At 65.6% G+C, this 21,243-nt stretch carries 20 protein-coding genes and 1 tRNA gene; 4 read left to right on the forward strand and 17 right to left on the reverse strand.

Going from position 1 to position 21,243, the window contains the following annotated elements; translation table 11 throughout:
• The 3 genes from OXC99_00490 to OXC99_00500 form a co-directional block, all read right to left on the reverse strand.
• The coding region (locus tag OXC99_00490; GenBank protein ID MCY4623477.1) for a cadherin-like beta sandwich domain-containing protein at positions 1-1,060 on the reverse strand (1,060 nt) is incomplete at its 3' end.
• Positions 1,061-1,399: 339 nt separating this feature from the next.
• Positions 1,400-3,475, reverse strand: a complete 2,076-nt coding sequence (locus OXC99_00495) for an MFS transporter (GenBank protein MCY4623478.1) — start codon at positions 3,473-3,475, stop codon at positions 1,400-1,402.
• Between the two features lie 172 nt (positions 3,476-3,647).
• A complete protein-coding gene (locus OXC99_00500) occupies positions 3,648-4,604 on the reverse strand; it encodes an aldo/keto reductase (GenBank protein MCY4623479.1) in 957 nt (318 codons plus the stop codon).
• A gap of 159 nt (positions 4,605-4,763) precedes the next feature.
• On the opposite strand from OXC99_00500, the gene OXC99_00505 reads away from it, so the two are divergent.
• Complete coding sequence (locus tag OXC99_00505; protein ID MCY4623480.1) at positions 4,764-6,050, forward strand: aspartate aminotransferase family protein; 1,287 nt, start codon at positions 4,764-4,766, stop codon at positions 6,048-6,050.
• Positions 6,051-6,060: 10 nt separating this feature from the next.
• Here OXC99_00505 and OXC99_00510 read toward each other — a convergent pair whose 3' ends face one another.
• From OXC99_00510 to OXC99_00540, 7 genes are all read right to left on the reverse strand, one after another.
• On the reverse strand, positions 6,061-6,354 hold the full coding sequence (locus tag OXC99_00510; GenBank protein ID MCY4623481.1) for a type II toxin-antitoxin system RelE/ParE family toxin: 294 nt from the start codon (positions 6,352-6,354) through the stop codon (positions 6,061-6,063).
• Entirely contained in the window at positions 6,344-7,012 is a 669-nt protein-coding gene (locus OXC99_00515) for a hypothetical protein (GenBank protein MCY4623482.1), read from the reverse strand. Before OXC99_00515 ends, OXC99_00510 begins: the two co-directional genes overlap by 11 nt.
• Positions 7,013-7,089: 77 nt before the next feature.
• Complete coding sequence (locus OXC99_00520; protein MCY4623483.1) at positions 7,090-8,028, reverse strand: LLM class flavin-dependent oxidoreductase; 939 nt, start codon at positions 8,026-8,028, stop codon at positions 7,090-7,092.
• A 113-nt stretch (positions 8,029-8,141) separates the two neighbouring features.
• Positions 8,142-8,852 (reverse strand): hypothetical protein, encoded by a 711-nt coding sequence (locus tag OXC99_00525; protein ID MCY4623484.1) that lies wholly within the window; start codon positions 8,850-8,852, stop codon positions 8,142-8,144.
• A 305-nt stretch (positions 8,853-9,157) separates the two neighbouring features.
• Positions 9,158-9,661, reverse strand: coding sequence for an NUDIX hydrolase (locus tag OXC99_00530; protein ID MCY4623485.1), 504 nt, complete (start codon positions 9,659-9,661; stop codon positions 9,158-9,160).
• Positions 9,662-9,946: 285 nt separating this feature from the next.
• Positions 9,947-10,183: a hypothetical protein gene (locus OXC99_00535; GenBank protein ID MCY4623486.1), complete on the reverse strand. Its 237-nt coding sequence runs from the start codon at positions 10,181-10,183 to the stop codon at positions 9,947-9,949.
• 86 nt (positions 10,184-10,269) lie between these two features.
• The gene (locus tag OXC99_00540) at positions 10,270-11,184 is read right to left on the reverse strand and encodes a homocysteine S-methyltransferase family protein (GenBank protein ID MCY4623487.1); all 915 of its coding nucleotides are present in this window, start codon (positions 11,182-11,184) and stop codon (positions 10,270-10,272) included.
• A gap of 457 nt (positions 11,185-11,641) precedes the next feature.
• Here OXC99_00540 and OXC99_00545 point away from each other — a divergent pair, with 457 nt between their 5' ends.
• The gene (locus OXC99_00545; protein MCY4623488.1) at positions 11,642-12,181 is read left to right on the forward strand and encodes an amino acid transporter; all 540 of its coding nucleotides are present in this window, start codon (positions 11,642-11,644) and stop codon (positions 12,179-12,181) included.
• Between the two features lie 22 nt (positions 12,182-12,203).
• Here OXC99_00545 and OXC99_00550 read toward each other — a convergent pair.
• Positions 12,204-12,279, reverse strand: a tRNA-Ala gene (locus OXC99_00550).
• A gap of 223 nt (positions 12,280-12,502) precedes the next feature.
• Here OXC99_00550 and OXC99_00555 point away from each other — a divergent pair.
• On the forward strand, positions 12,503-14,020 hold the full coding sequence (locus OXC99_00555; protein MCY4623489.1) for a trehalose-6-phosphate synthase: 1,518 nt from the start codon (positions 12,503-12,505) through the stop codon (positions 14,018-14,020).
• Between the two features lie 144 nt (positions 14,021-14,164).
• Entirely contained in the window at positions 14,165-14,746 is a 582-nt protein-coding gene (locus OXC99_00560; protein ID MCY4623490.1) for a superoxide dismutase [Fe], read from the forward strand.
• Positions 14,747-14,825: 79 nt separating this feature from the next.
• On the opposite strand, the gene hemL is transcribed toward OXC99_00560, so the two are convergent.
• Genes hemL through hemC form a run of 6 tightly spaced genes read right to left on the reverse strand, consistent with a single transcriptional unit; the run spans position 14,826 to position 21,242 of the window.
• Positions 14,826-16,118, reverse strand: coding sequence for a glutamate-1-semialdehyde 2,1-aminomutase (hemL, locus tag OXC99_00565; GenBank protein ID MCY4623491.1), 1,293 nt, complete (start codon positions 16,116-16,118; stop codon positions 14,826-14,828).
• 39 nt (positions 16,119-16,157) lie between these two features.
• Positions 16,158-16,943 (reverse strand): DUF3052 family protein, encoded by a 786-nt coding sequence (locus OXC99_00570; GenBank protein MCY4623492.1) that lies wholly within the window; start codon positions 16,941-16,943, stop codon positions 16,158-16,160.
• Between the two features lie 2 nt (positions 16,944-16,945).
• The gene (locus tag OXC99_00575; GenBank protein MCY4623493.1) at positions 16,946-17,725 is read right to left on the reverse strand and encodes an exodeoxyribonuclease III; all 780 of its coding nucleotides are present in this window, start codon (positions 17,723-17,725) and stop codon (positions 16,946-16,948) included.
• Positions 17,725-18,708, reverse strand: a complete 984-nt coding sequence (hemB, locus tag OXC99_00580; GenBank protein ID MCY4623494.1) for a porphobilinogen synthase — start codon at positions 18,706-18,708, stop codon at positions 17,725-17,727. The genes OXC99_00575 and hemB overlap by 1 nt, the downstream gene beginning before the upstream one ends.
• A 51-nt stretch (positions 18,709-18,759) precedes the next feature.
• Complete coding sequence (gene cobA / locus OXC99_00585) at positions 18,760-20,301, reverse strand: uroporphyrinogen-III C-methyltransferase (GenBank protein ID MCY4623495.1); 1,542 nt, start codon at positions 20,299-20,301, stop codon at positions 18,760-18,762.
• Positions 20,298-21,242, reverse strand: coding sequence for a hydroxymethylbilane synthase (gene hemC / locus OXC99_00590; protein ID MCY4623496.1), 945 nt, complete (start codon positions 21,240-21,242; stop codon positions 20,298-20,300). The genes cobA and hemC overlap by 4 nt, the downstream gene beginning before the upstream one ends.
• Between the last annotated feature and the right edge of the window lies 1 nt (position 21,243).

Raw genomic sequence — 21,243 nt, forward strand, 5'->3', positions numbered from 1 at the left:
CCTCTACCGTGATGACTGCCTCGCCCACAGGGAGATCCACCTGATGGCCCTCTGTCCCGCCGTCCGCATCCCCCGGCGTGACCGCCACGCTCGCGTTCTCGTCGCTAGCTGTCGCCGTCACCGTCGTCGCTGTCACCCCGTGCCCCACCGCCGCCGTGTACCCCGTCGTCCCCGCCGCAAACGCCGGCGACAGCGTCACCCCACTCAGCGCCAGTGCACTCAAGCTCGCGTCGGAAGAGAGAGACACCGGCATCCGGTAGGCCAACACCTTGTTGCCGGTCACCTGCTTCGCCGCCCGGTTGACGGCCCACAAGACGCTGCCGTTGGACCATATCCCTTGCACATTGGTGGCATCAGTGGCGGCGAACTCCTTGGCGGTGTCGCGATCACCGGTGGCAAGCTCGTATGCAAAGAAGTGTGCGTCGGTGTTGTCCGCCACCCACATCGTCGTGCCGTCCGTCCAGAGGCCTTGGGGGGTTGTATTGTCCTCGTGGAGGGCAATATTTCTGGTGGAGTCCGGCGTCCTGTCAGCCAACACGTAGGCATACAGCTTCTTGTCCGTCACGTCAGCGACCCACATAGTCAAGCTGTCTGCGGCAATGCCGGTGAGTCGGACGGTGCCGGTCAGCGTGGTGAAGTCCTTGGCGGTATCCGGATCTTTGTCGGCGATGTTGTAGGCGACCAGCTTGTTGACCTCGTCGTCGGCTACCCAGATAGTCGTGCCGTCTGTGGTACAGCCGCCCGGAACATTCTGACCGCTGAGACTTATGTCGCCGTTTTCATTTCGCGTCAGCGCATCCTGCTCCAGCGTATAGGCAAAGAGCTTATACCCCCGCTCCTCGACGACCCACATCGTCGTCCCATCGGAGCACACGCCGCGGGCGTCCTGCTTGCCGTCGCCCGGCAGCGGGTCGATATCGAAGGCCGACAGCCGTTCGCCGGGGGTGCCGGCCTCCGCAAGCGCAACGCTGGCAAGGGGGGTGAGGGCAAGTAGCAGAGCGGAGATGACGCCAACAGCAATGAGGGGACGCGATCCCGGGAGGCGCCCCTCATGCCTCAACGGGGGACGCTCCCACTCATACGGGGCAGCCGCACCAGCGCATCGGCCGGTCTGCCTGCAAGTCCTGTGAAGGCAATATGATAGATGTTCTTGTGCATCCAAGAAATCCAGCCGTGTTACGCAGCCAGATTTCACGCATAGCGCATAGGGGGCGGCCCAATGCGCGTCTTTAGGGCAACGCTACAGAGGCATAGTAGGGGTGTCAATGAGGTAAACTGGATGGATTTCAGCAGATTTCGCTGAGAATGGTAGCGGTTTGTCTGACGGCCCTAGGCGGGTGCTCAGTCGGCCTTCCCTTGGCGAATGCCTACGCTTCCGTGTGTTACATCCCCGCCGGACCTATCCTGTGTCGTCCGGCGTCTCGTCCTCACCCGCCCGGTAGTCCCAGATGCCGGTAAGTTCCGTGGGAAACGCTTGCCGAATCTCTTGTACCGCCTGCTCTCCGGAAGCCTCTGCGGCCTCCATTGCTCCCACAACAAACGCCGTGTTCGCTGCCTCCTCGGACACGCCCAGCTCCCGCGCCGCCTCCAGCGCCGCCTCCAGCGCCTCCGTCGTCGCCTCGCCCGCGCTGTGCCCGCCCTCCAGCGCGCCCTGCACCACCCCGTAGCCCGCGCCGCGTAGCGCCACCAGGAACGGCACCTGCCGGCGCGTCAGCGTCCGCAGCGTCCCCAGCACGGCGCCCCGGGCCGCGCGCCCCACCTGGTCCGTCAGGTCGTCGCCTACGTGCACCGCGCCCCTGGTGGCGTGCCGGGCCAGCTCGAGCCCATGCCCCGCGAAGTCCCCCACGTCCTCGATGGCGTCGTCCACCGCGTCGCCCACCGCCTGCGCCACCTCGCGCACCAGCATCCGCCCCTTGCCCGCCGACGTCACCGCCGCCTGCGTCGACGCAGCAAGCTGGTACGCCGTCACCCCCAGCGCCACGTCCGCCCCCGGCAGCCGCTTCAGGTAGCCGTAGGACATTGACGTCAACGGCCCCAGGACCGGCACCGAGGTAAGGGCTCGCCTTGCCGGTGTCGAGTGCGCCATCAGCTCTGCCAGCGCCACATCCCGCGGCAGTTCGCCCTCCTCCCGCAGCGCCACCAGCAGGTTCAGCGACAAGAGGCTGAATATGAAGGCGATGACAAAGACGAAGTCGAACCCCACCAGCTGCAATGCCGGTATCTCAACGGCGCCCGTCTGCGTGACCCAGGTGAAATCGAACCGCAGCGTCTTTGTCGCGAAATAGTCCGCCAAGTATCCCCCGATGATCGGCCCAATGCCCATGCTGGCATAGGCCGCAATGCTCGCGACTCCAAGGAATGCCGTGGCCTTCTGGTCCGGCGCAATTTTGAGCGAAAGGGTATTGATGGTGAGGAAGATGCCCCCGCGCGCAATGCCCACAAACGCGTTGAGCATGATGAGAAGCGGCATCGTCAACACATGCTTTTCCGTATGCGCCACAAAGACCCACCCCAGGAACACCAGCAGGAACAGCGACGCCGACAGCGACATCACCGTTTTGCTCCCGACCCGGTCCGCCATCGGCCCCCACACGCGCACGAACAGGACGTGCGTGATGTTGCTCAGCACCACCAGCGCCATGACGACCGGCAGCTCCAGTTTCAGGTCCGTCAGCATGTAGACGACGAAGAACGGTATCGCGATGTTGGACGCCACGCCCCAGACCCACAGGAACCGCAGCAACTGCGAGAAGTTCTTGTCCCGCAGCGGCTCCGTCAAGACGCTGATGGGCGATTGCTTCGCATCCGGCGCCGCCGGCATCAGCGGCTCCTTCGCCCGCGCAACCATGGCCGGGCCGATGATTCCAAGGGTCAGCGCCCCGACGATGAAGAACAGTGAATAGCCAAACGTCTCTTCCCCAGCCGGCGCACGTCCTTCCCACCAGCTGATGAAGAAGCTCGCGCCCAGTCCTAATACCGCCAGCACCGCAGTGCTGGCCGCCAGCCGCCGACCGTAGTAGCCGCCTAGCAGCTGTTGCGGCACCAAGTCGTGCATCCAGCTCATCCACGCCGTGATCCACATCGGCGCGAACAGGCCGCGGAACGCCAGCAGGAAGATCACCGTCGTCACGGCAAGTGAACTGGGGACGTCGATAAAGAACGGCACCGCCGCAACGGGGATCATCAGCAGCTGGGCCAGCAGCCATGCCGGCAGTCCAATTGCCTTCCTGGCCCGAAACCGTTCGATGATGAGGATGGCCGGCAACTGCACGACCAGCGAGGCGAAGGGGACTGCCGAGACGATGCCCACCTGCAGGTTGTTGGCCCCCAGCGCTAGCGCATAGGCCGCCAGATATCCCATGACCTGGATGGTCGCCAGCGCCTCGCTGGTCACGCCATCCCAGATCATCATGCGGAGGCTGGAGCGCACCTCAGCGTTGGTCAGCGTGGGACTTGGGCGCAGGAAACCGAACATCAAAGATTGACCCCTATCGAGAGCGGTGGCAACAGCGCAGCGGTTCGCCAAAGCTCAAAAGTGCAAACTGCCCATCCCCAACCGGGAATGGGCAGTTGTTAATCGAGTCAGGCGCCCCATTTACAGGGGCCCTTAATCACAATAACGCAAGAGTTGGCCCGGACGTTCCCTGCTACCCGGCGCGCCCCACCGCGGCGTCGAAGCGCGCCATCATCTCCCCGTCCAGCGGCGCCGCCTCCTCCGCCTCGACGCACTCACGCAGTTCCTCGCGGTTCTTGATGCCGAGCACCACCGTCGACACCCCCTCCATCGAAAGCGCGTAGCAGTGCGCCAGGTACGCCGCACTGTGCCCGGCCTCCGCCGCGATGGCGCGGAAGGGCGCCGCCCGCGCGTAGTCCGCCAGCTCCGAGTGCCCCTCCGGCAGCGGCCGGTCGATAGCGTCCGTCAGCGCGCCCGCCTGCACCGCCCGGATGCCCATGACCCCCACGCCGTTGGCGTTCGCCGACGCGATGATGTCGCGCGGCCGCGCGGGCCCGTCCCCCTGCAGCAGCCCGCCTGCCGAGTCCAGCAAGTTCGCGATGCACTGGATGAAGTCCGGCCGCGGCCCGTTCTCCAGCAGGTGGATCAGCGCGTCAGCGTGACTGATGCCCGTCAGCCCCCAGCGCCCGATGCGCCCCTCGGCAATCAACCGCTCGAACGCCGGCGCCACCCCCTCGACAACGCTAGTCACGGTCGTCAGCCGGTCTCCCCCCTCGTCGCCCAGTGTGACGGCGTTGTGCAGGAACATGACGTCCACGCGCTCCATCTTCATCCGCTCCAGGCTCCCCGAGAGGCTCTCGGAAAGCAGGTCGTACACCTGCTCCGGCGGCGTGGATCCGACGCGGCACTTGGTGGTTACCCGCACGCCCGGCGGCAGCGAGCCCCCAAACGCCGCGCCGATGACGCTCTCCGCCTCTCCGTTGCCGTAGCTGGGCGCCAAGTCCAGCACGTCGATTCCTGACTCGACCGCCTCTCGCACTGTCGCCACGCACTCCTCCCGCGTCGTCGGCCCCCAGATTTGCCCGAGGCCGCCCCCGCCGAGCGTCAGTGCGCTGGCCATCCCCAGTTTCCCGAATGGTCGTTGCCGCATGTCGTCCTCCAGTGTCCAATCTAGGTGATTCGTCGTCGGTGGAGCGGTTCGCCGCCGCCAGCATACCCGACCGGCATGCCCCCGGTAACCCGCGCTTCTCCCACCCACGCCGCGGATGCGCTATAGTGCAGGCATCACAGGCAACGGATGGAGGCGCCTATGTCAAGGGACAACGTTGGCGAGCGCGAGCAACAGCTACTGGACCTTGCGGCGCGAGTTCTGCCGGGCGGCAGCACCGGCAACATCATTTCCATGGACACCGTCATCGCCCGTGGCAGCGGCCCCCGTGTCTGGGACGTCAGCGGCAACGAGTACATCGACTACGTCCTCGGCTCCGGCCCCATGCTCATCGGCCACGCGCATCCCAAGGTCGTCGAGGCCGTCGAAGAGCAGCTCTCGAAAGGCACCACGTACTTCGGCCTAAACGAGCACGCCCTCCTCCTCGCCGAGGAGATAATCCGCGCCGTTCCCTGCGCCGAGCGTGTGCGCTTCGCCAGCAGCGGCGCCGAGGCCACGTTCTACGCCATGCGCGTCGCCCGCGCCTACCGGGGCCGCGACAAGATTCTGAAGTTCGAGGGCGGCTTCCACGGCACCCACGATCACGCCATGATGAGCGTCACGCCCGCAGCGGACGCCCTCCGCCCCTTCCCGGCGCCCGCGCCCGACGGCCTCGGCATCCCGGCCTCCGCCGCCGGCGACATGCTCGTCGCCCCCTTCAACGACATCGAGACCGCCTCCGCCATCATCGAGCGCCACCACGACGAGCTCGCCGGCGTCATCATCGAGCCCCTCCAGCGCACCTTCGCCCCCAAGGACGGCTTCCTCGAGGGTCTACGCGACGTCTGCACTCAGTACGGCGTGCCCCTCATCTTTGACGAGATCGTCACCGGCTTCCGCTTCGCCTACGGCGGCGCCCAGGAGTACTACGGCGTCACGCCTGACCTCTGCGCCCTCGGCAAGACCGTCGCAGGCGGCTTCCCCCTCTCCGCCATCGCCGGCCGCGCGGAGATCATGGACTATTTCGCGCCTGCCCCCGGCCGCGACGCCTACGTCACGCAGCAGGGCACCCTGAACGGCAACCCCGTCGCCGCCGTCGCTGGCCTCGCCACCCTCGAGGTCCTCCGCGAGCCCGGCACCTACGAGCGCCTCTTTGCCACCGGCCACCGCCTCAAGACCGCCCTCGAAGACCTGCTCCGTCAGGCCGAGATCCCTGCCCACGTCCTCGGCGAGGCCCCCATGTTCGACGTAGTCTTCGCCGAGCACGAGGTGCAGGACTACCGCGCATCCCTGGACCGAGACCACGCCAAACTGCTCCGCTTCAACGCCCTCCTCCGAGCCCGGGGCATCTACAAGAACCACACCAAGTACTACGTCTCAACAGTCCACGGAGAAGCAGAGGTAGAGCAGACCATAGAAGCATGGCGGAGCGCGCTGGAAGAACTCTAAGGGGATTGGACTACATTCCCCGATAGACCTCGGACCGGTGGGCGACGCGCACAACCGTCACGTCTTCCCCTTCAATGCGGTACGCCATGCGATAGTTCCCGATGCGTATCCGCCACAGCCGTTCCTCACCCTGCAGCTGTCTCACCACGTCCTGCCCAGCCCCAGGGTTCTGCCGAGGGAATGGGGCGTCCTCCAAGCGCGAAAGTGCCCCATCAAGGTTGCGGCGCACAGCAGGACTAACAGATCGGTAAATCGTTGCAAACTCACCCTCCGCCCGCTTGGTGAAGCGGACGCTATAGGCCAAGGTTCGCCCTTACATCCTCAAGTGACACATGTTCGCCATCGTCATCACCATAGTCTGCCTCGGCTAAGAATAGATCCTCCACTTCCGTTATGCACTGGTCCGCAAGCCTTGCGAGAAGTGGAATCGCGTTGGGCGATGAATCAGAGGGCTTAGCAACGACAAGACTGATGGCCATATCAGCCATAACATATCGCCCCCAAGGGCGGTGCAACGAACTGAACAGGCGATCAAATTTAAGGAGTTCGTCTTGGCTGATGAGCTCATTGCTATCGAGACGCCGATCGAGTTTCCTCGCCCACTCTAGGAATGCTTTAACGGACTGAAGTGTGCTCAGCCACTGGTCCTGGTCGTCGACGTTGGGCAGACGTATATCGTAGAGCGCGGCGTTGACCTCTTGAGTCTTTGGCTGAGAGAAGCCCGAGGCACCAACCAACCTTGACCACTCCTCTGCTAAACGAAGGTACTCAGATTCGTTATTGGTTGCCAAAGCCTCGGCCTCGGATAGCGATTTCACGCGCGTCAAGGGCGCTACCAACGCCACCATTCTTTCGTGAATCTGACGGAGTGAAGTAAGCGCATCCGCGGACAGGCCAACGTCCAATGAGCCGTCCGCAACTGCGGCGGCTATTTCGGGTCTGTAGTCCAAAATCGTGGTCATGAAGCTTCCTTCAAGACTGCCGATACGCTTATGCCACTATACCAACCGTCCCCGCGCCGCACAACGCGCGCGCCCCCTTATGAGAACCGCCCCATCACCTCGCCCGCAAACCCCTCGTACGTCTCCAGCAGCGCCTCCGGCCCGCACAGCGCGTTAATGACGAAATGGCCGACGCCCGCCTCCGCAAACGCTTCGATGCTCTCGATGCAGTCCGCCGGCGTCCCCAGCAGCAGCGTGTCCGGGTCCAGCTCCCACGCGTCATCCCCGAAGCGCTGCTGCATCGCCCGCCGGACCTCCTCCATCGCCTCGTCCCGCGACCGTCCCATGCACATGTACATGTTGCACGACCACTCCAGCCGCGACGGATCGCGCCCAAGCCCCGCCGCCATCTCCTCGATGGCCGCCTTCCCCTCGGCGTAGCCCTGTGGCGTCATGCCGTGCGGGTGGAACCCGTCGGCCCACTTCGCCGTCCGCTCCAGCATCCGTCTGGAGAACCGCCCATTCCACATCGCGCCCGTCCAGATGGGCAAATGCGGCTGCTGCACAGACCTCGGCTCCAGCGCCATGTCCTCCATCCGGTGGTGCGCACCGCTGTGCGTCACCCGCTCCTCCGACAGCAGCCGACGCACCAGCTCGAGCCCCTCGTCCGTCAGCGACCGCCGGTCCTCCGGCCGCACGCCCTCGACGCCGAAGTCATCGTTGAACACGCCGCCGGACCCCAGCCCGAGCACCATCCGCCCGCCCGACAGCACGTCGATTGACGTCGCAATCTTCGCTGTCTGGTACGGCGATCGGAACGGCAGCACCGCGACACCCGTCCCCAGCCGCATCCGCTCCGTGTGCTGCGCGACGGCCGTAAGCAGGATGAACGGGTCCAGCGTCGGCAGCGTCTCCAGCTCCGGCACGAAGTACGAGCGGAATCCAAGCCCCTCCGTCCGCCGCGCAAACTCCAGCGGCCCAATCACGCTGGACATGGAGACGCCGTTGTACTGCACCCCAAACAGTATCTGCGCCACGTCAGTGCCCCCTGAAACAATCGGGGTGCGCGGGCCAACTCCCGACCCGCGCACCCCGTGAGTACGATTTGCGTGAGGCCCCGCAGGCCTCGATTGGCCCTTATGCCTTGGCCTTAGGTCACGTCCGCCGTCAGCTCGCTCCGCCCCTTGTACATGCCCAGGCCGATGATGAACAGGCAGATCCCTCCGATATAGAGGACGGCGCTGTTCACGTACAGCAGCAGGTCAAGGCCCAAGTCCGGCGAGTTCAGCGCGACGATGAAGTTGATTAACCCCACGATCCCGCCGATCACCAGAAGGTAGCTGGCGATCTTGTAGACGTCCATCGATCCGAAACGCGCCGCGAGCCCTAGGCCCGTCAGCAGCGTTGCTATCGGGAACACCGCCAGGAACATCATCGTGACCGCAATCGTGACCACGTGCACTTCCAATGCCCCGGTCGCGAAGTCCAGCCCGGCGTGACCCAGCTCCTCGCGCTGTAGCAGGTGGATCGAGAAGTGTCGCATGCCCTGCGTCACGACGAGGACGCTCCATTCAATGACGGATGCGACAATGCCGAACTGCAGCAGCCTTCCGGCCAGCCCTCCCTGGCTGCTCGCCAGTGGGTAGAGGCCCAACGCGCCGAATACCATGAGCATCATCGAGATGAGCGTGATGAACGTCATCCACTGCGCGAGGATCGTATTGTTCGCCCACGCATCCACTGTCGAGACATAGTCAAACGGGTCCGTCCTATCAATGAGGAAACTTCCCGGCATGAATGCGGACCCAATGAAAGCAAGGACCACGCCCAACATCAGTGCAAGACCCGCATGCTTGGACATACATACCTCCCTTTTCACTATCCAACCGCCCTGTTTGTTCGGACCGCCCCGGCGCGGGCCATCCCTCGCCCGCAACCCTTCGGGCCCTCAACATCGGGCAGCATAGCATCGGAAACAACCCCTCACAATAATGTCTCAGCTACGAACCTCTAGTTGAGACCGAATGCCTCCATCCGTCGCGACAAGCGCCGCGAACATGGCCATAGGGTTGACTTCCACGTGCTCGAACAATGGCTTGCAGTGCCCCTAGTGGCCCGCCGCCGCATTAGGGCCAAGGGCACGCGGGAGCGGAAAGGGAGGTCTCGTCAGTCGGTCGCGCTCTGCGAATCGAGGAATGTCTTGCTCTCCGACTTCTGCACTCCCAAGTATCTGGTCCCTGAGAACCCGCCCGCAAGATCGTCCCAGAACGAAGTCTTGATCTCCTCTGGGTAGATGGTCATCTCTGCCATCTCCCCCCTGGGCACGAACCTCACGTCCTTGATTACGTGGTCAACGTCGAAAATGCCGGGATTGCTCCCCACTAATGGCGTCCCCACGTATGTAGTCGCAACGAAGAACACCTCGCAGTGGTGGTAGTCCGGCTCTACGAAATCTCGAATGTAAACAATCCGGCCGAGCTCTACCGATAGCCCTGTCTCTTCGAGGGTCTCACGCTGGGCACATTCCAAGAGCGACTCCTCGCCTTCCACACCACCACCCGGAGGCACCCACCATGACTGCCCTCCCTGGAGTTCGTCATGTTGATGCTGCACAAGGAGTACCGAGTCGCCGTCCACAACTATCGCTGCCGCCCGAATCCTGTGCCGCATCAACTCCCTCCTGGACCTCCGTTCACCGGTGATTCAATCTTCTCTGGATGAACCACGAAGAGTAACCATCGTACCTTTGCTGCAATTCCTTCTTCATCCAATCACGTCCCGTAATCGTTCGGCGGCAACCTGGTGCCCCACAATTGCATTCCATCTCGTAGTCTTCGTCGTCCGTCATGGCATAGTCGATTGTGAGTTCCTCGTCCGAAGCGATGTCGCGCAATGCGACGAAAACAATCTGGCCTTGGATCCCGACGTTTGGGTCGCATGAATGGTTCATGTGAATCATGCCCCCTCACGCTCAGTTTGGGTAATAGGGCCAATGTGCAGTTCCTCAGTCACTTGAATCTCAGCAGGCCCGATGCGAAGTTGGACTTCGTCCCTGTCCGCACGGGACATGACGTACCCTCCTTTGACCACAACGATCTCGCCCTTGGTGATGGGTTCGTTTGCAAAGAGGCCTCTACCGTCGATGTTGCTGGGGCGTTTCTCGGTCTTCGGGGAGAAGTAGGTCATATTCATTGGCATTCTCCTGTTACAAAGCCAAGGGAGGAAGCCACAGGCAAGGGCCCACAAAGCCGTTCTACGGAACCCTGCCCGACCCCACCCTACGACCCCACTAGCCACTTCCTCAGCGCCCGGATGTGCTCGGGCCTCGTGCCGCAGCACCCTCCGATGATCCGCGCCCCCTGCTCGCTCCACCCCTTGGCGTACTCCAGGTACTGCTGTGGGTTCAGGGCATTCGCGAAGGGCGTTGGCCCCTCGTGGCCGGGAAAATGCGCGTACGCGCCGAAGGTCCCCGGCCAGTTCGCCTTGACGATCTCCAGCCCGGGCCCCGTGTTCTCCACCGGCGTGTGCATGATGAACATGGCTGCGACGTCCTTGCCCTTCATGGCATCCATGGCGTCCTGAAGTGTCTCGCCCCCATGCCTCCCTTGGATGCCCAGATACAGCTCGTCTCCATCCCGGACTATCGAGAGCCCTACCCACACTGGCAGACCCAACTCCGCCGCCGCTTCTATCACCGCCAGCGTGTCCGATATGCGGACCAGCATCTCGCCCACCGCCACGTCCGGGCCGCCCTTGGCCATCTCTCCCAGCTGCTCCCGGTAGGTCTCAAGAGCCTGTTCATAGGGCACCGGCACCTCTGCGTGCTCCTTGGGAGCCATCGTGGACACCGACGCCGCAATGACCACCGAGTCCTCTGCGCCCGCGTTCCTCCGTGCCTGAACCGCCGCGTCGATTCCCAGCTTATTGGCCTCGGCCACCTTGTCCCCGAGACCGCCCTCTTCGAACAAGTCACGCCCCGTGGCAAAGGTGTTCGTGATGATGATCTCCGCGCCCGCTTCTATGTATTCCTGGTGAATATCCCTCACCAGCTCGGCATGCGAGAGCATCGGACCTCCCGACCACGTTGTGGGGCTCACATACCCCCGAAACTGGAGCTCCGACCCCATGCCCCCGTCCATCAGGATCGTCTCCCCCGCCGCCAACCGGCCCTGCATTTTCTCAAAGTTGCTCATGCCTCTCTCCTGGTGAAACCCGAATTCGCCCTTCCATCCGGACGATGGACATGGATCCCATAGGCTTGGTGCACGGGCTTATGAAATCCCGGCCTCCGATGCCGCTGACCCTCACCACAATGATACCCCGGAGTGCATCGGCCTGCCTCGGGGCTGGCAGCAGACCCGCAAATGTCAGAGTGATTGGGCGAAGTGTGTGTGCGTCCGCATTCAGGCGGGCGCGTCGTCATACCGATGTTCGTGCGAGACCTCACAGGAGCTTTAACGCTGGACCCTTCAACGTGCACCAGGTTTTGGTGGCAGGTCATTCGCCCCGTGATCGCGAGATTGAGAGCATGACTGACCTCAGATTGTTGAGCCACGAATCAACGTTCCAAATATGCAATAGACACCAAAGACTCCGGTGCTCGTGGGCAGCGGAATTGAGTCCCCCTTACCTGCCTACTACAATCCCCGCATGATGAACGCAGATGATGTCATCCAAGTCGTCAACGCCCTTGAAACGGCAGGGATTGACGTTTGGCTCCAGGGCGGTTGGGGAGTAGACGCGCTGCTGGGGGAACAGACGCGCCCGCACGATGACCTGGATGTGATCATTAAGGCAGACGATATCCCACAAACAATGCAGGTAACTCGTGACTTGGGGTTCTCCTTGATGACAGATGAACTGCCGCAGGGATTTGTGGTCCGTGATGAAACAGACCGAAGGATCGATTTCCATCCCGTCCGCTTCGGAAGCGACGGCAGCGCCGCTCAGCCGAGCATTCGCGGCGGTGAGTGGGTGTTCTCGGGACGTGGATTGCGAGGCATTGGGTCAATCAATGGCAGGAGCGTCCGATGCCTCACGCCTGATGAACAAGCTGTACGGGCAACTGACCAGCCGGGTGAAGAAGGCTATGAGCCTGACGAGACCGACAGAAAAGATATGCAGTTGCTTCGTGAGCGATTCGGTATACAACTCCCATACCCGTTCGACAACGGTGACGCACAGAGCTGAGGGCGACGACGTATCTTGACGTTGGTGGAGATAGGGGGATTCGAACCCCCGACCCCTTGCATGCCATGCAAGTGCTCTTCCAGCTGAGCTATATCCCCACGTGCGCAACAAGAGAGGGATTCCACTATAGCAAAGGCCCCTTTCCCGCACAAGTTGCGCCTGACCCCTCTACCATTTCCCTTGCGCGCGGGTTTATACTGTTGTCACGAACTACACATCCTCAAGTGCGGAAGCCCAACATCCATTGAACACCCCCTGAGCCGCCAGGGGTCGAACTTATCTGCCAGAGTGTCCAGGGGGACCCTGGGGAATGGGCAGACTATGCAGATACCGGTTTCGGAAGACACTCGCAAACAGGAACTCTTTTCCCTCTGCGCCTCTCTCCTTGAAGGCCGTCCCCTCATTGTCGCCAGCAACCGCGGCCCCCTCGAGTTCCACATCAGCCCAGAGGGCAAGCCCCAGCCCCGCAGGGGCTCCGGCGCCGTCGTCACCGCTCTGAACTCCCTCGTCCAGCACTTCGAGTTCAGTTGGGTCGCCAACGCCATGGGCGAGGGCGACCGCCGCGCCCAGCAGGCCGCCGAGTCCTCCAACATCCCCTCCCCGCTGCCCAACCAGAAGGTGTCGGCCCGCTACGTCATCACTCCCCGCCGCGCCTACCACAAGTTCTACAACGTCTTCTGCAACCCCCTCCTCTGGTTCCTCCAGCACTCCATGTGGAGCCCCGCCTACACGCCCAACCTCGACAGCACCGTCCACGACACCTGGGCCACCGGCTACACCCCCGTCAACCAGGCCTTCGCCGACGCCATCATCGCCGAGGCCGCCGGCGGCCCGCCGCCCATCGTCATGCTCCACGACTACCACCTCTACCTGACGCCCGGCATGGTCCGCCAGGAACTCCCGGAAGCCCTCATCACCCACTACCTCCACATCCCTTGGCCGTCGCTGCGCACGTGGCAGCTCCTTCCCGGCTACATCCGCACCGCCATCTGCTCCAGCCTCTGCGCCTGCGACATCGTCGGCTTCCAGTCCCGCTGGGACGCCCGTGCCTTCCTCGAGTGCTGCGAGGCCTTCATCCCCGGCTCCGTCGTCGACTACACCGAGGGCACCGTCGAGGCCAACGGTCGCTGCACCTACGTCCGCGCCTACCCCATGTCCATTGCCGTCGACGAGGTCCGCGCCATCGCCGAGTCCCAGCGCGCCACCGAGTTCCACGGCAAGATCTCTGAGTACACCGCCAATCACACCATCGTCCGCGTCGACCGCGCGGAACCCAACAAGAACATCACCCGCGGCTTCCGCGCCTACCAGACCATGCTGGAGTCCCACCCGGACATCAAGGAAGAGGTCACCTTCCTCGCCTTCCTCGTCCCCTCCCGCACCCACACCAAGCAGTACGAACGCTACATGGAGGAGATTGAGGCCCTCGTGCGCCAGATCAACAACCTCCACGGCAGCCCCAACTGGCAGCCCATCCACGTCTTCACGGAGAACAATTACACCCAGGCCATCGCCGGCCTGCGCCTCTACGACACCCTCCTCGTCAACCCCGTCGTCGACGGCATGAACCCCGTCGCCAAGGAGGGCCCTGTCGTCAACAACCGCCACGGCGTCCTCGTCCTCTCCGAGGGCTCCAGCGCCTATGAGCAGCTTCGCGACGGCGTCCTCGCCATCTCCCCCGCTGACATCGAGGGCACCGCCGAGGCCCTCTACCAGTCCGTTGTCATGCCCGCCGAGGAGCGCGTCCGCCGCTCGGAGTTTCTCACCGCCGCCATAGAGCGCGAGGACTCCGTCCACTGGCTCCTCTCCCAACTCCGGGACATCGCCTCCCTCACGTAGACCCGGACGGTTTGGCGCCCGGCCGCCATATCTTGCACGCGCCCTAAGTCTGGTTTAGACTACCCCCGTCCTAGCGGTTTGCGCCGTCGTCGTCTGCGTCATCTGGCGTCCGCCGCCAACGGAAACAGTCCAGAGGAGGAAACTGTGAAGCACGAGCTGCCCGATCTGCCATATGCGATGAACGCCCTGGCCCCACACATCTCCGCCGAGACCCTGGAGTTCCACTACGGCAAGCACCACCAGGCCTACGTCAACAACCTGAACAACCTCATCCCCGGAACCGAGTTCGAGGAGTCCTCCCTTGAGGACATCATCGTCAAGGCCCCGGCCGGCACCATCTTCAACAACGCCGCCCAGGTCTGGAACCACACCCTTTACTGGAACAGCATGAGCCCCCAGGGCGGTGGCGACCCCTCCGGCGACGTCGCTGCGGCCATCAACGCCTCCTTCGAGTCCTTTGAGGAGTTCAAGAAGCAGTTCACCCAGCGCGCCGCAACCAACTTCGGCTCCGGCTGGACCTGGCTCGTCAAGAACGCCGACGGCTCCCTCGCCATTGAGAACACCAGCAACGCCGGCAACCCCCTCACCAACGGCCAGACCCCCATCATCACCTGCGACGTCTGGGAGCACGCCTACTACATCGACTACCGCAATGTCCGCGCCGAGTACCTTGAGGCGTGGTGGCGCCTCGTCAACTGGGAGCTCGTCGCCAAGGGCATCGCCTAACCGCGACCTCTTTCGCAACAAGAAGGGCTCCAACCCCGATCATGGGGTTGGAGCCCTTTGCATTCCATTGAGTCTGCCGCTACCCCGCCGCGGCCTTCCCCATCGCGACGTCTGCCGCCTCCAGCGTCAGCTCCAGGTCCGACGGCGTGTGCACCGTCGACACGAACGCAGCCTCAAACGCCGACGGCGCGAAGTACACCCCCTGCTCCAGCATCGAGTGGAAGAACCGCGAGTACGCCCCCGCGTCCGACTGCGTCACCGCCTCCCAGCCGTCCACCGGCCCCGGGTTGAAGAACATGCTGAACAGCGACCCCACACGGTTGATCGTCACCGAGACCTCGTGCGCCGCAGCAGCCGCCTGCAGCCCATCCGTCAGCTCGAGCGCCGTCTCCTCCAGCCCCTCGTACACCCCCGGCCTCTCCACCGACTTCAGCGTCGCGATCCCCGCCGCAACGGCCACCGGGTTCCCCGAGAGCGTGCCCGCCTGATACGCCGGCCCCAGCGGCGCCACCTGCTCCATGACCTCGCGCCGCCCGCCGTACGCGCCGATGGGCATCCCGCCCCCGATGATCTTCCCCAGCGTCGTCAGGTCCGGCGTGACCCCGTACAGCCCCTGCGCCCCCCCGTGCGCGACCCGGAACCCCGTGATCACCTCGTCGAAGATCAGCAGCGCCCCGTGCTCCGTCGTTATGTCCCGCAGCCCCTGCAGGAACCCCTCCCCCGGCGGCACGACGCCCATGTTGCCCGCCACCGGCTCCACGATCACCGCCGCGATGTCCCCGCCGTTCGCCGCGAACTGCGCCCGGACGCTCTCCATGTCGTTGTAGTCCGCCAGCAGCGTCTCGCCCGCGTAGCTTGCGGGAACCCCCGCGCTGTCCGGCACGCTCAGCGTCGCCGCCCCCGAGCCCGCCTTCACCAGCAGCCCGTCCGAGTGCCCGTGGTAGCACCCTACGAACTTCACCACCTTCGACCGCCCCGTGTGCGCCCGCGCCATCCGGATCGCGCTCATGCACGCCTCCGTGCCCGAGTTCACCAGCCGCACCAGCTCGACCGACGGCAGCGCCGCGCAGATCAACCGAGCCAGCTCCACCTCGCCCGGCGTCGGCGCCCCAAAACTCGTTCCACGCTTCGCCGATTCCTGCACCGCCAGCACCACCGACGGGTGCGCGTGCCCCAGCACCAGCGGCCCCCACGACGCCAGGTAGTCGATGTACTCGTTGTTGTCCGCGTCCCACACCCGCGACCCGCGCCCGCGAAGGATGAACGGCGGCTCGCCGCCCACGCCCCGGAACGACCGCACGGGGCTGTTCACCCCGCCGGGAATGACCTTCTGCGCTTCCTCGAACAGCCGCTTGGACAGGTTGTTGTTCATGGTGAGTCAGTCCTTGTAGAGGTTGATGTAGGTTCCGTGCTACGGCGTCTTCCGCCGCGTGAAGAGCAGCCCGCTCCACGTCTTGTCAATGGCCGCCACCTTGTAGTCGACCAGCCCCGCCGCGAGTCCCGCCTCGCGCACCGCCTGCTGCATCACGTCCGTCGCCACCCCCGAGGCCCGCTTAGGCCACGCCATCCACAGCCCGCCCCGTTCGGCGACGGCGTCGATAGCGCGGCCAAGGCCAGTCTCCAACTCGGCCAGCGAGCTGAGGAACCAGACGGCCAGCGGAGCGGGCCCGCTTGCGTCCCAGTCCAGCATGGCGCCCTCCGGCAGTGGCCCCAGCGTCCGTTCAAAGTCATCCGGAGCGCCCAGCAGCGTCACCGTCATCCCCGGCTTGACCCCCAGCTTCTTTGGCAGCGGCGTCCCCGAGTACCCCGCAAACAGCGACTCCGGCACCACCGGCGATTCCGGCGGGTTCGCAATCGCCTCCGCCAACGCCCCGCCGATGTCCTCCCAAGAGGCATACGCCGCGTCCGGCAGTACCTCCCGCAACCGCGCAACCTTCTCGGGGTCGCCCCCCGCGAAGACCATCGGCACCCGCCGCGTCGTCTTGCGCTCCCGCAGCGAGATCGCCAGCTCCCGCATGTGCGACGGCACCCGCGTGATGTCGAAGACGTAAGCGTCAGGCGGCGTCTGCCACACCCGCTTCAGCGCGTCCCGGTCGTCCAGCGGGTCGAACAGCACGTCGTACCCCAGCGCGTGCAGTGCCGCGATGCGCTCTGCCGCCTCCAGCGGCCGCAGGTGGAGCAGGCGCACCCTTGGCATCGCTAGCTGCTCACCTCAACGTCGATGCCCACCGGGCAGTGGTCGCTCCCCATGACCTCAGACAGAATGAACGCGCCCTTGATCTTGTCCGCCAGCCCCGTGCTCGCGTAAAAATAGTCGATGCGCCACCCCACGTTCCGGTCCCGCGCCCGCGAGATCATGTCCCAGTACGTGTAGTTGCCCGGCTCCTCGTTGAACATCCGGAACGTGTCCAGGTGCCCGTGCGCCAGCAGCTTGTCGATCCACTTCCGCTCGACCTCCAGGAACCCGGACACGTTCTCGTTCTCCTTCGGCCGCGCCAGGTCGATGGCCTTGTGCGCCGTGTTCACGTCGCCGCAGATGACCACATTGCGCCCCGACGCCGTCTGCCCGTCGATGTGCTCAAGGAAGGCGTCGTAGAAGCGCATCTTGTAGTCCAGCCGCACGTCGGAGCTCTTGCCGTTCGGGAAGTACACCGCGTACAGCAGGAACTCGCCGTAGTCCGCGATGAGCGTCCGCCCCTCGCTGTCGAACTCGTCCACCCCGAACCCTACCGTCACCGACGCCGGCTCCCGCTTCGTGTAGATCGCGACGCCGCTGTACCCCTTCCGCTCCGCCGACGCGAAGTAAGCATGGTACCCGTCAACCTCTTTCAGCGCGGGCGGAAGCTGGTCCGGGTGCGCCTTCGTCTCCTGGACGCACAGCACGTCCGGGTCCGCCTCCGCCATCCATTCCAAGAACCCCTTCTTGAGCCCCGCGCGGATGCCGTTCACGTTCCACGAGAGCAGTCTCAGCGTCGCCATTACTCCCCCCTCTGCAGCCAACGCGCCACGTCCTTGGCGAAGTAGGTGATCAGGATGTCCGCCCCCGCGCGCCGGATGGCGGTGAGCACCTCCATGGCAACCCGGCCCTCGTCGAGCCAGCCCATCTGCCCCGCCGCCTTGATCATGCTGTACTCGCCGCTCACGTTGTACGCCGCCAGCGGGTGCGGAAACGCCTCTCGCGCCTGCCGCAGCACGTCCAGGTACGCCAGCGCCGGCTTCACCATCAGGATGTCCGCGCCCTCAGCCGCGTCCTGCTCCAGCTCCCGCATCGCCATCCGCGCGTTGGCCGGGTCCATCTGGTACCCCCGCCGGTCGCCCACCTGCGGCGTCGAGTCCGCTGCCACCCGGAACGGCCCGTAGAACGCCGACGCATACTTCGAGGCGTATGCCATCACCGGCGTGTCGTCGAGCCCCGCCGCGTCCAGCGCCGCGCGTATCGCCCCGACCTGCCCGTCCATCATCGCCGACGGCGCGACGATGTCCGCCCCCGCCTGCGCGTGCGACACCGCCGTCTTCGCTAGCAGATCCAGCGTCGCGTCGTTGTCCACCGTCGCACCGTCGAGGATGCCGCAGTGTCCGTGGTCCGTGTACTCGCACAGGCACACGTCCGTCACGACGGCCAGCTCCGGCACAGCCGCCTTGATGGCCCGCACCGCCTCCTGCACCACGCCCGTCGACGCGTACGCCTGCGACCCCACGCCGTCCTTGTCGTTCGGCAGCCCGAACAGCAGCACCGCCGGGATCCCCAGCGACGCCACCTCCCGCGCCTCGTCCGCCAGCGCCGAGATCGGCAGTTGGTAGCACCCCGGCATCGGCTCGATCGGCGTCGGCGCACCCTCTGCCTCCGTCACGAAGAGCGGGTAAACGAACGACGCCGCCGACAACCGCGGCTCCTGCGCCCACCGCCGCACGGCCTCCGAGCCGCGCAGCCGCCGCAACCGGACCGTCGGAAACTCTGCCATGACTCCCTCCGAGACTCTCTCGTGCCGAGCTGTCCTCAACTCGGCCCATTGTTAGCCTGACTGCCGCGCGAACCACCCCTCGAGCGCGTCCACCATGCCCGGGATCGTGTACTCCTCGCCCACGGCGTCCACGCGCACGCCGAGCCCCCGCGCCGTCTCCGCCGTGATCGGCCCGATGCACGCCACGGCGCACCCGTTCACCAACGTTGGGTCGCCGCCCAGCGCATCCACCAGCCCCCGCACCGTCGACGAGCTCGCGAACGTCGCCGCGTCCACGCCCTCGGCGAAGACGTCCTTGGCCCGCTCGGCCACATCCTCCCCCGGCCTAGCGCGGTACAGCAACACCTCGTCCACCGAGGCCCCTGCCCTCTGCAGCTCCTCGATGAGCACGCTCCGTCCCCCCTCGGCCCGCGGCAGCAGCACCCGGTCGCCCGAAGCGAGCATGGGCGCGAGCCCCGCGGCCAGCGCCTCGGCCACGTACGATTCCGGCATGAAGTCGGCCTTGATCCCGTGCTCCTGCAACGCCCGTGCCGTCCCCGGCCCGATGACCGCCAGCCGCACGCCGCCCAGCGCCCGCGCGTCGAGCCCCCGCGCCGCCAGCCGGTCGAAGAACAGCCCCACGCCGTTCGCGCTCGTGAACACCAGCCACTGATACGCCGAAATGTCAGCCAGCGCCTTATCGAGCGGCCCCGCCATGTTTGGCGGGGCTACCGCGCTGTCCAGCGGCTCCACCGCGATGACCGGCAGCTCCACCGGCACGGCCCCCCGCGACGCCAGCAGCGCGCTCAGCGCCGACGCCTGCTGCCGCGTCCGCGTCACCAGCACCCGCTTCCCGAAGAGCGGGCTCGTGTCGAACCACCGAAGCTGCTCGCGCAGCGCCGCCACCTGTCCGACGATCGTCACCGCTGGCGGCTTCAACGCCGCATCCTTTACGTGCTCCACCACGTTCGACAGATCGCCTGACACCGTCCGCTGCTGCTGCGTCGTGCCCCACTCGACCACGCACACCGGCGTGTCCGGCGGCTTGCCTGCCGCTGTGAGCGCCCCCACAACCGAGGGCAGCGTCTCGACGCCCATGAGCACCACCAGCGTGTCCACCCGCGCCATCGCCTCCCAGTCGACGCCCGACGCGGCCCGCGAGGGGTCCTCGCTCCCCGTCACCACGGCGAAGTTCGCCGCCACCTTGCGCTGCGTCACCGGTATCCCCGCGTACGCCGCCGCCGCAATGGCCGACGTGACCCCCGGCACCACCTCAAACGACACCGAGGCCGCCGCCAGCGCCAGAGCCTCTTCGCCCCCGCGCCCGAACACGAACGGGTCGCCGCCCTTGAGCCGCACCACCCGCTTCCCCGCCGTGCCGTGCTCCACCAGCAGCGCGCTGATCTCCTCCTGCGACATCAGGTGGTCGCCCCGCCGCTTGCCCGCGTTGATGACCAGCGCGTCTTCGCGCACGTGCGTTAGCAGTTGCTCCGCGATGAGCCGGTCATGCACCACGACGTCCGCCGCCTGCAGCAGCGCCAGCCCTTTGGCCGTGATGAGTCCCGGGTCCCCCGGACCCGCGCCCACCAGCGAGACCATCCCCGGCCGGCTCATGCCCCGTCCTCCGCCAGCAGCGCCGCCGCGCCCTGCTCCAGCAGCTTCTGCGCCAGCTCGCCGCCGAGCGCCTCCGCATCCCGCGCCTCGCCCGCGACGTAGTCCCGGTACAGCGGCTCGCCGCCGACGCCGGCGACCATGCCGAAGACGCGGATGTACTCGTTCATCACGCTCCCGAAGCATCCCATCGGCGTGCGGCACCCGCCGCCCATCGCCCGCAGAAACGCCCGCTCCGCCGTGACTTCCCACCGCGTCGCCCGGTGCTCCAGCGCCGCCAGCATCCCGAGCAGTTCCCCGTCGTCCGACCGCGTCTGCAGCGCGATGGCTCCCTGCCCGACTGCCGGGATGAACGTCAGCGGGTCCAGTCGCTCCGTCGCCTCGCCCTCGCGCCCCAGCCGCACAAGCCCGGCCGCCGCAAGCACCAGCGCGTCGTACTGCCCCTCCTGCATCTTCCGTATCCGCGTGCCCACGTTCCCCCGCACGTCCTGCACCACCGCGTCAGGCCGCGCGGCCCGCACCAGCGCGGCCCGTCGAGGGCTGCTCGTCCCGACGACCGCCCCCAGCGGCAGCTCCGCCAGCGTCGCCCCCGAGCGGCTCACCACGACGTCGCACGGGTCCTCGCGCTCCAGCACCGCGGCGATCGCCAACCCCTCCGGCCCCGTCGCCGACATGTCCTTCAGGCTGTGCGCCGCCATGTCGATGCGCCCATCCAGCAGCGCCGCCTCCAGCTCCTTCGTGAACACACCAAGCCCAAGCTCAGACAGCGGGGTCTCTTGGGAAGCGTCTCCTGTGGTGGTCACAACCTGGACGTCAACGTCAAATTCGGGGTATTGGGCCCGTAGCGCGTCCACGGCCCGCTCCGCCTGTGCAAGCGCCAGCGGGCTCCCGCGCGTCCCCACGACGATGCGCTCCCGCGCCGAGGCGGTTTCGCCCGCTGTCATG

Source organism: Chloroflexota bacterium (assembly GCA_026713825.1).
GTDB lineage: Bacteria > Chloroflexota > Dehalococcoidia > Lucifugimonadales > UBA1127 > UBA1127.

Coding starts and splice junctions, on each gene's coding strand:
- hemL (MCY4623491.1), bottom strand. CDS start 16,118: ATGAACAACAACCTGTCCAAGCGGCTGTTCGAGGAAGCGCAGAAGGTC.
- OXC99_00570 (MCY4623492.1), bottom strand. CDS start 16,943: ATGCCAAGGGTGCGCCTGCTCCACCTGCGGCCGCTGGAGGCGGCAGAG.
- OXC99_00555 (MCY4623489.1), top strand. CDS start 12,503: ATGCAGATACCGGTTTCGGAAGACACTCGCAAACAGGAACTCTTTTCC.
- hemC (MCY4623496.1), bottom strand. CDS start 21,242: ATGACAGCGGGCGAAACCGCCTCGGCGCGGGAGCGCATCGTCGTGGGG.
- OXC99_00535 (MCY4623486.1), bottom strand. CDS start 10,183: ATGAATATGACCTACTTCTCCCCGAAGACCGAGAAACGCCCCAGCAAC.
- cobA (MCY4623495.1), bottom strand. CDS start 20,301: ATGAGCCGGCCGGGGATGGTCTCGCTGGTGGGCGCGGGTCCGGGGGAC.
- OXC99_00515 (MCY4623482.1), bottom strand. CDS start 7,012: ATGACCACGATTTTGGACTACAGACCCGAAATAGCCGCCGCAGTTGCG.
- OXC99_00525 (MCY4623484.1), bottom strand. CDS start 8,852: ATGTCCAAGCATGCGGGTCTTGCACTGATGTTGGGCGTGGTCCTTGCT.
- hemB (MCY4623494.1), bottom strand. CDS start 18,708: ATGGCAGAGTTTCCGACGGTCCGGTTGCGGCGGCTGCGCGGCTCGGAG.
- OXC99_00575 (MCY4623493.1), bottom strand. CDS start 17,725: ATGGCGACGCTGAGACTGCTCTCGTGGAACGTGAACGGCATCCGCGCG.
- OXC99_00500 (MCY4623479.1), bottom strand. CDS start 4,604: ATGCGGCAACGACCATTCGGGAAACTGGGGATGGCCAGCGCACTGACG.
- OXC99_00530 (MCY4623485.1), bottom strand. CDS start 9,661: ATGCGGCACAGGATTCGGGCGGCAGCGATAGTTGTGGACGGCGACTCG.
- OXC99_00540 (MCY4623487.1), bottom strand. CDS start 11,184: ATGAGCAACTTTGAGAAAATGCAGGGCCGGTTGGCGGCGGGGGAGACG.
- OXC99_00545 (MCY4623488.1), top strand. CDS start 11,642: ATGATGAACGCAGATGATGTCATCCAAGTCGTCAACGCCCTTGAAACG.
- OXC99_00495 (MCY4623478.1), bottom strand. CDS start 3,475: ATGTTCGGTTTCCTGCGCCCAAGTCCCACGCTGACCAACGCTGAGGTG.
- OXC99_00505 (MCY4623480.1), top strand. CDS start 4,764: ATGTCAAGGGACAACGTTGGCGAGCGCGAGCAACAGCTACTGGACCTT.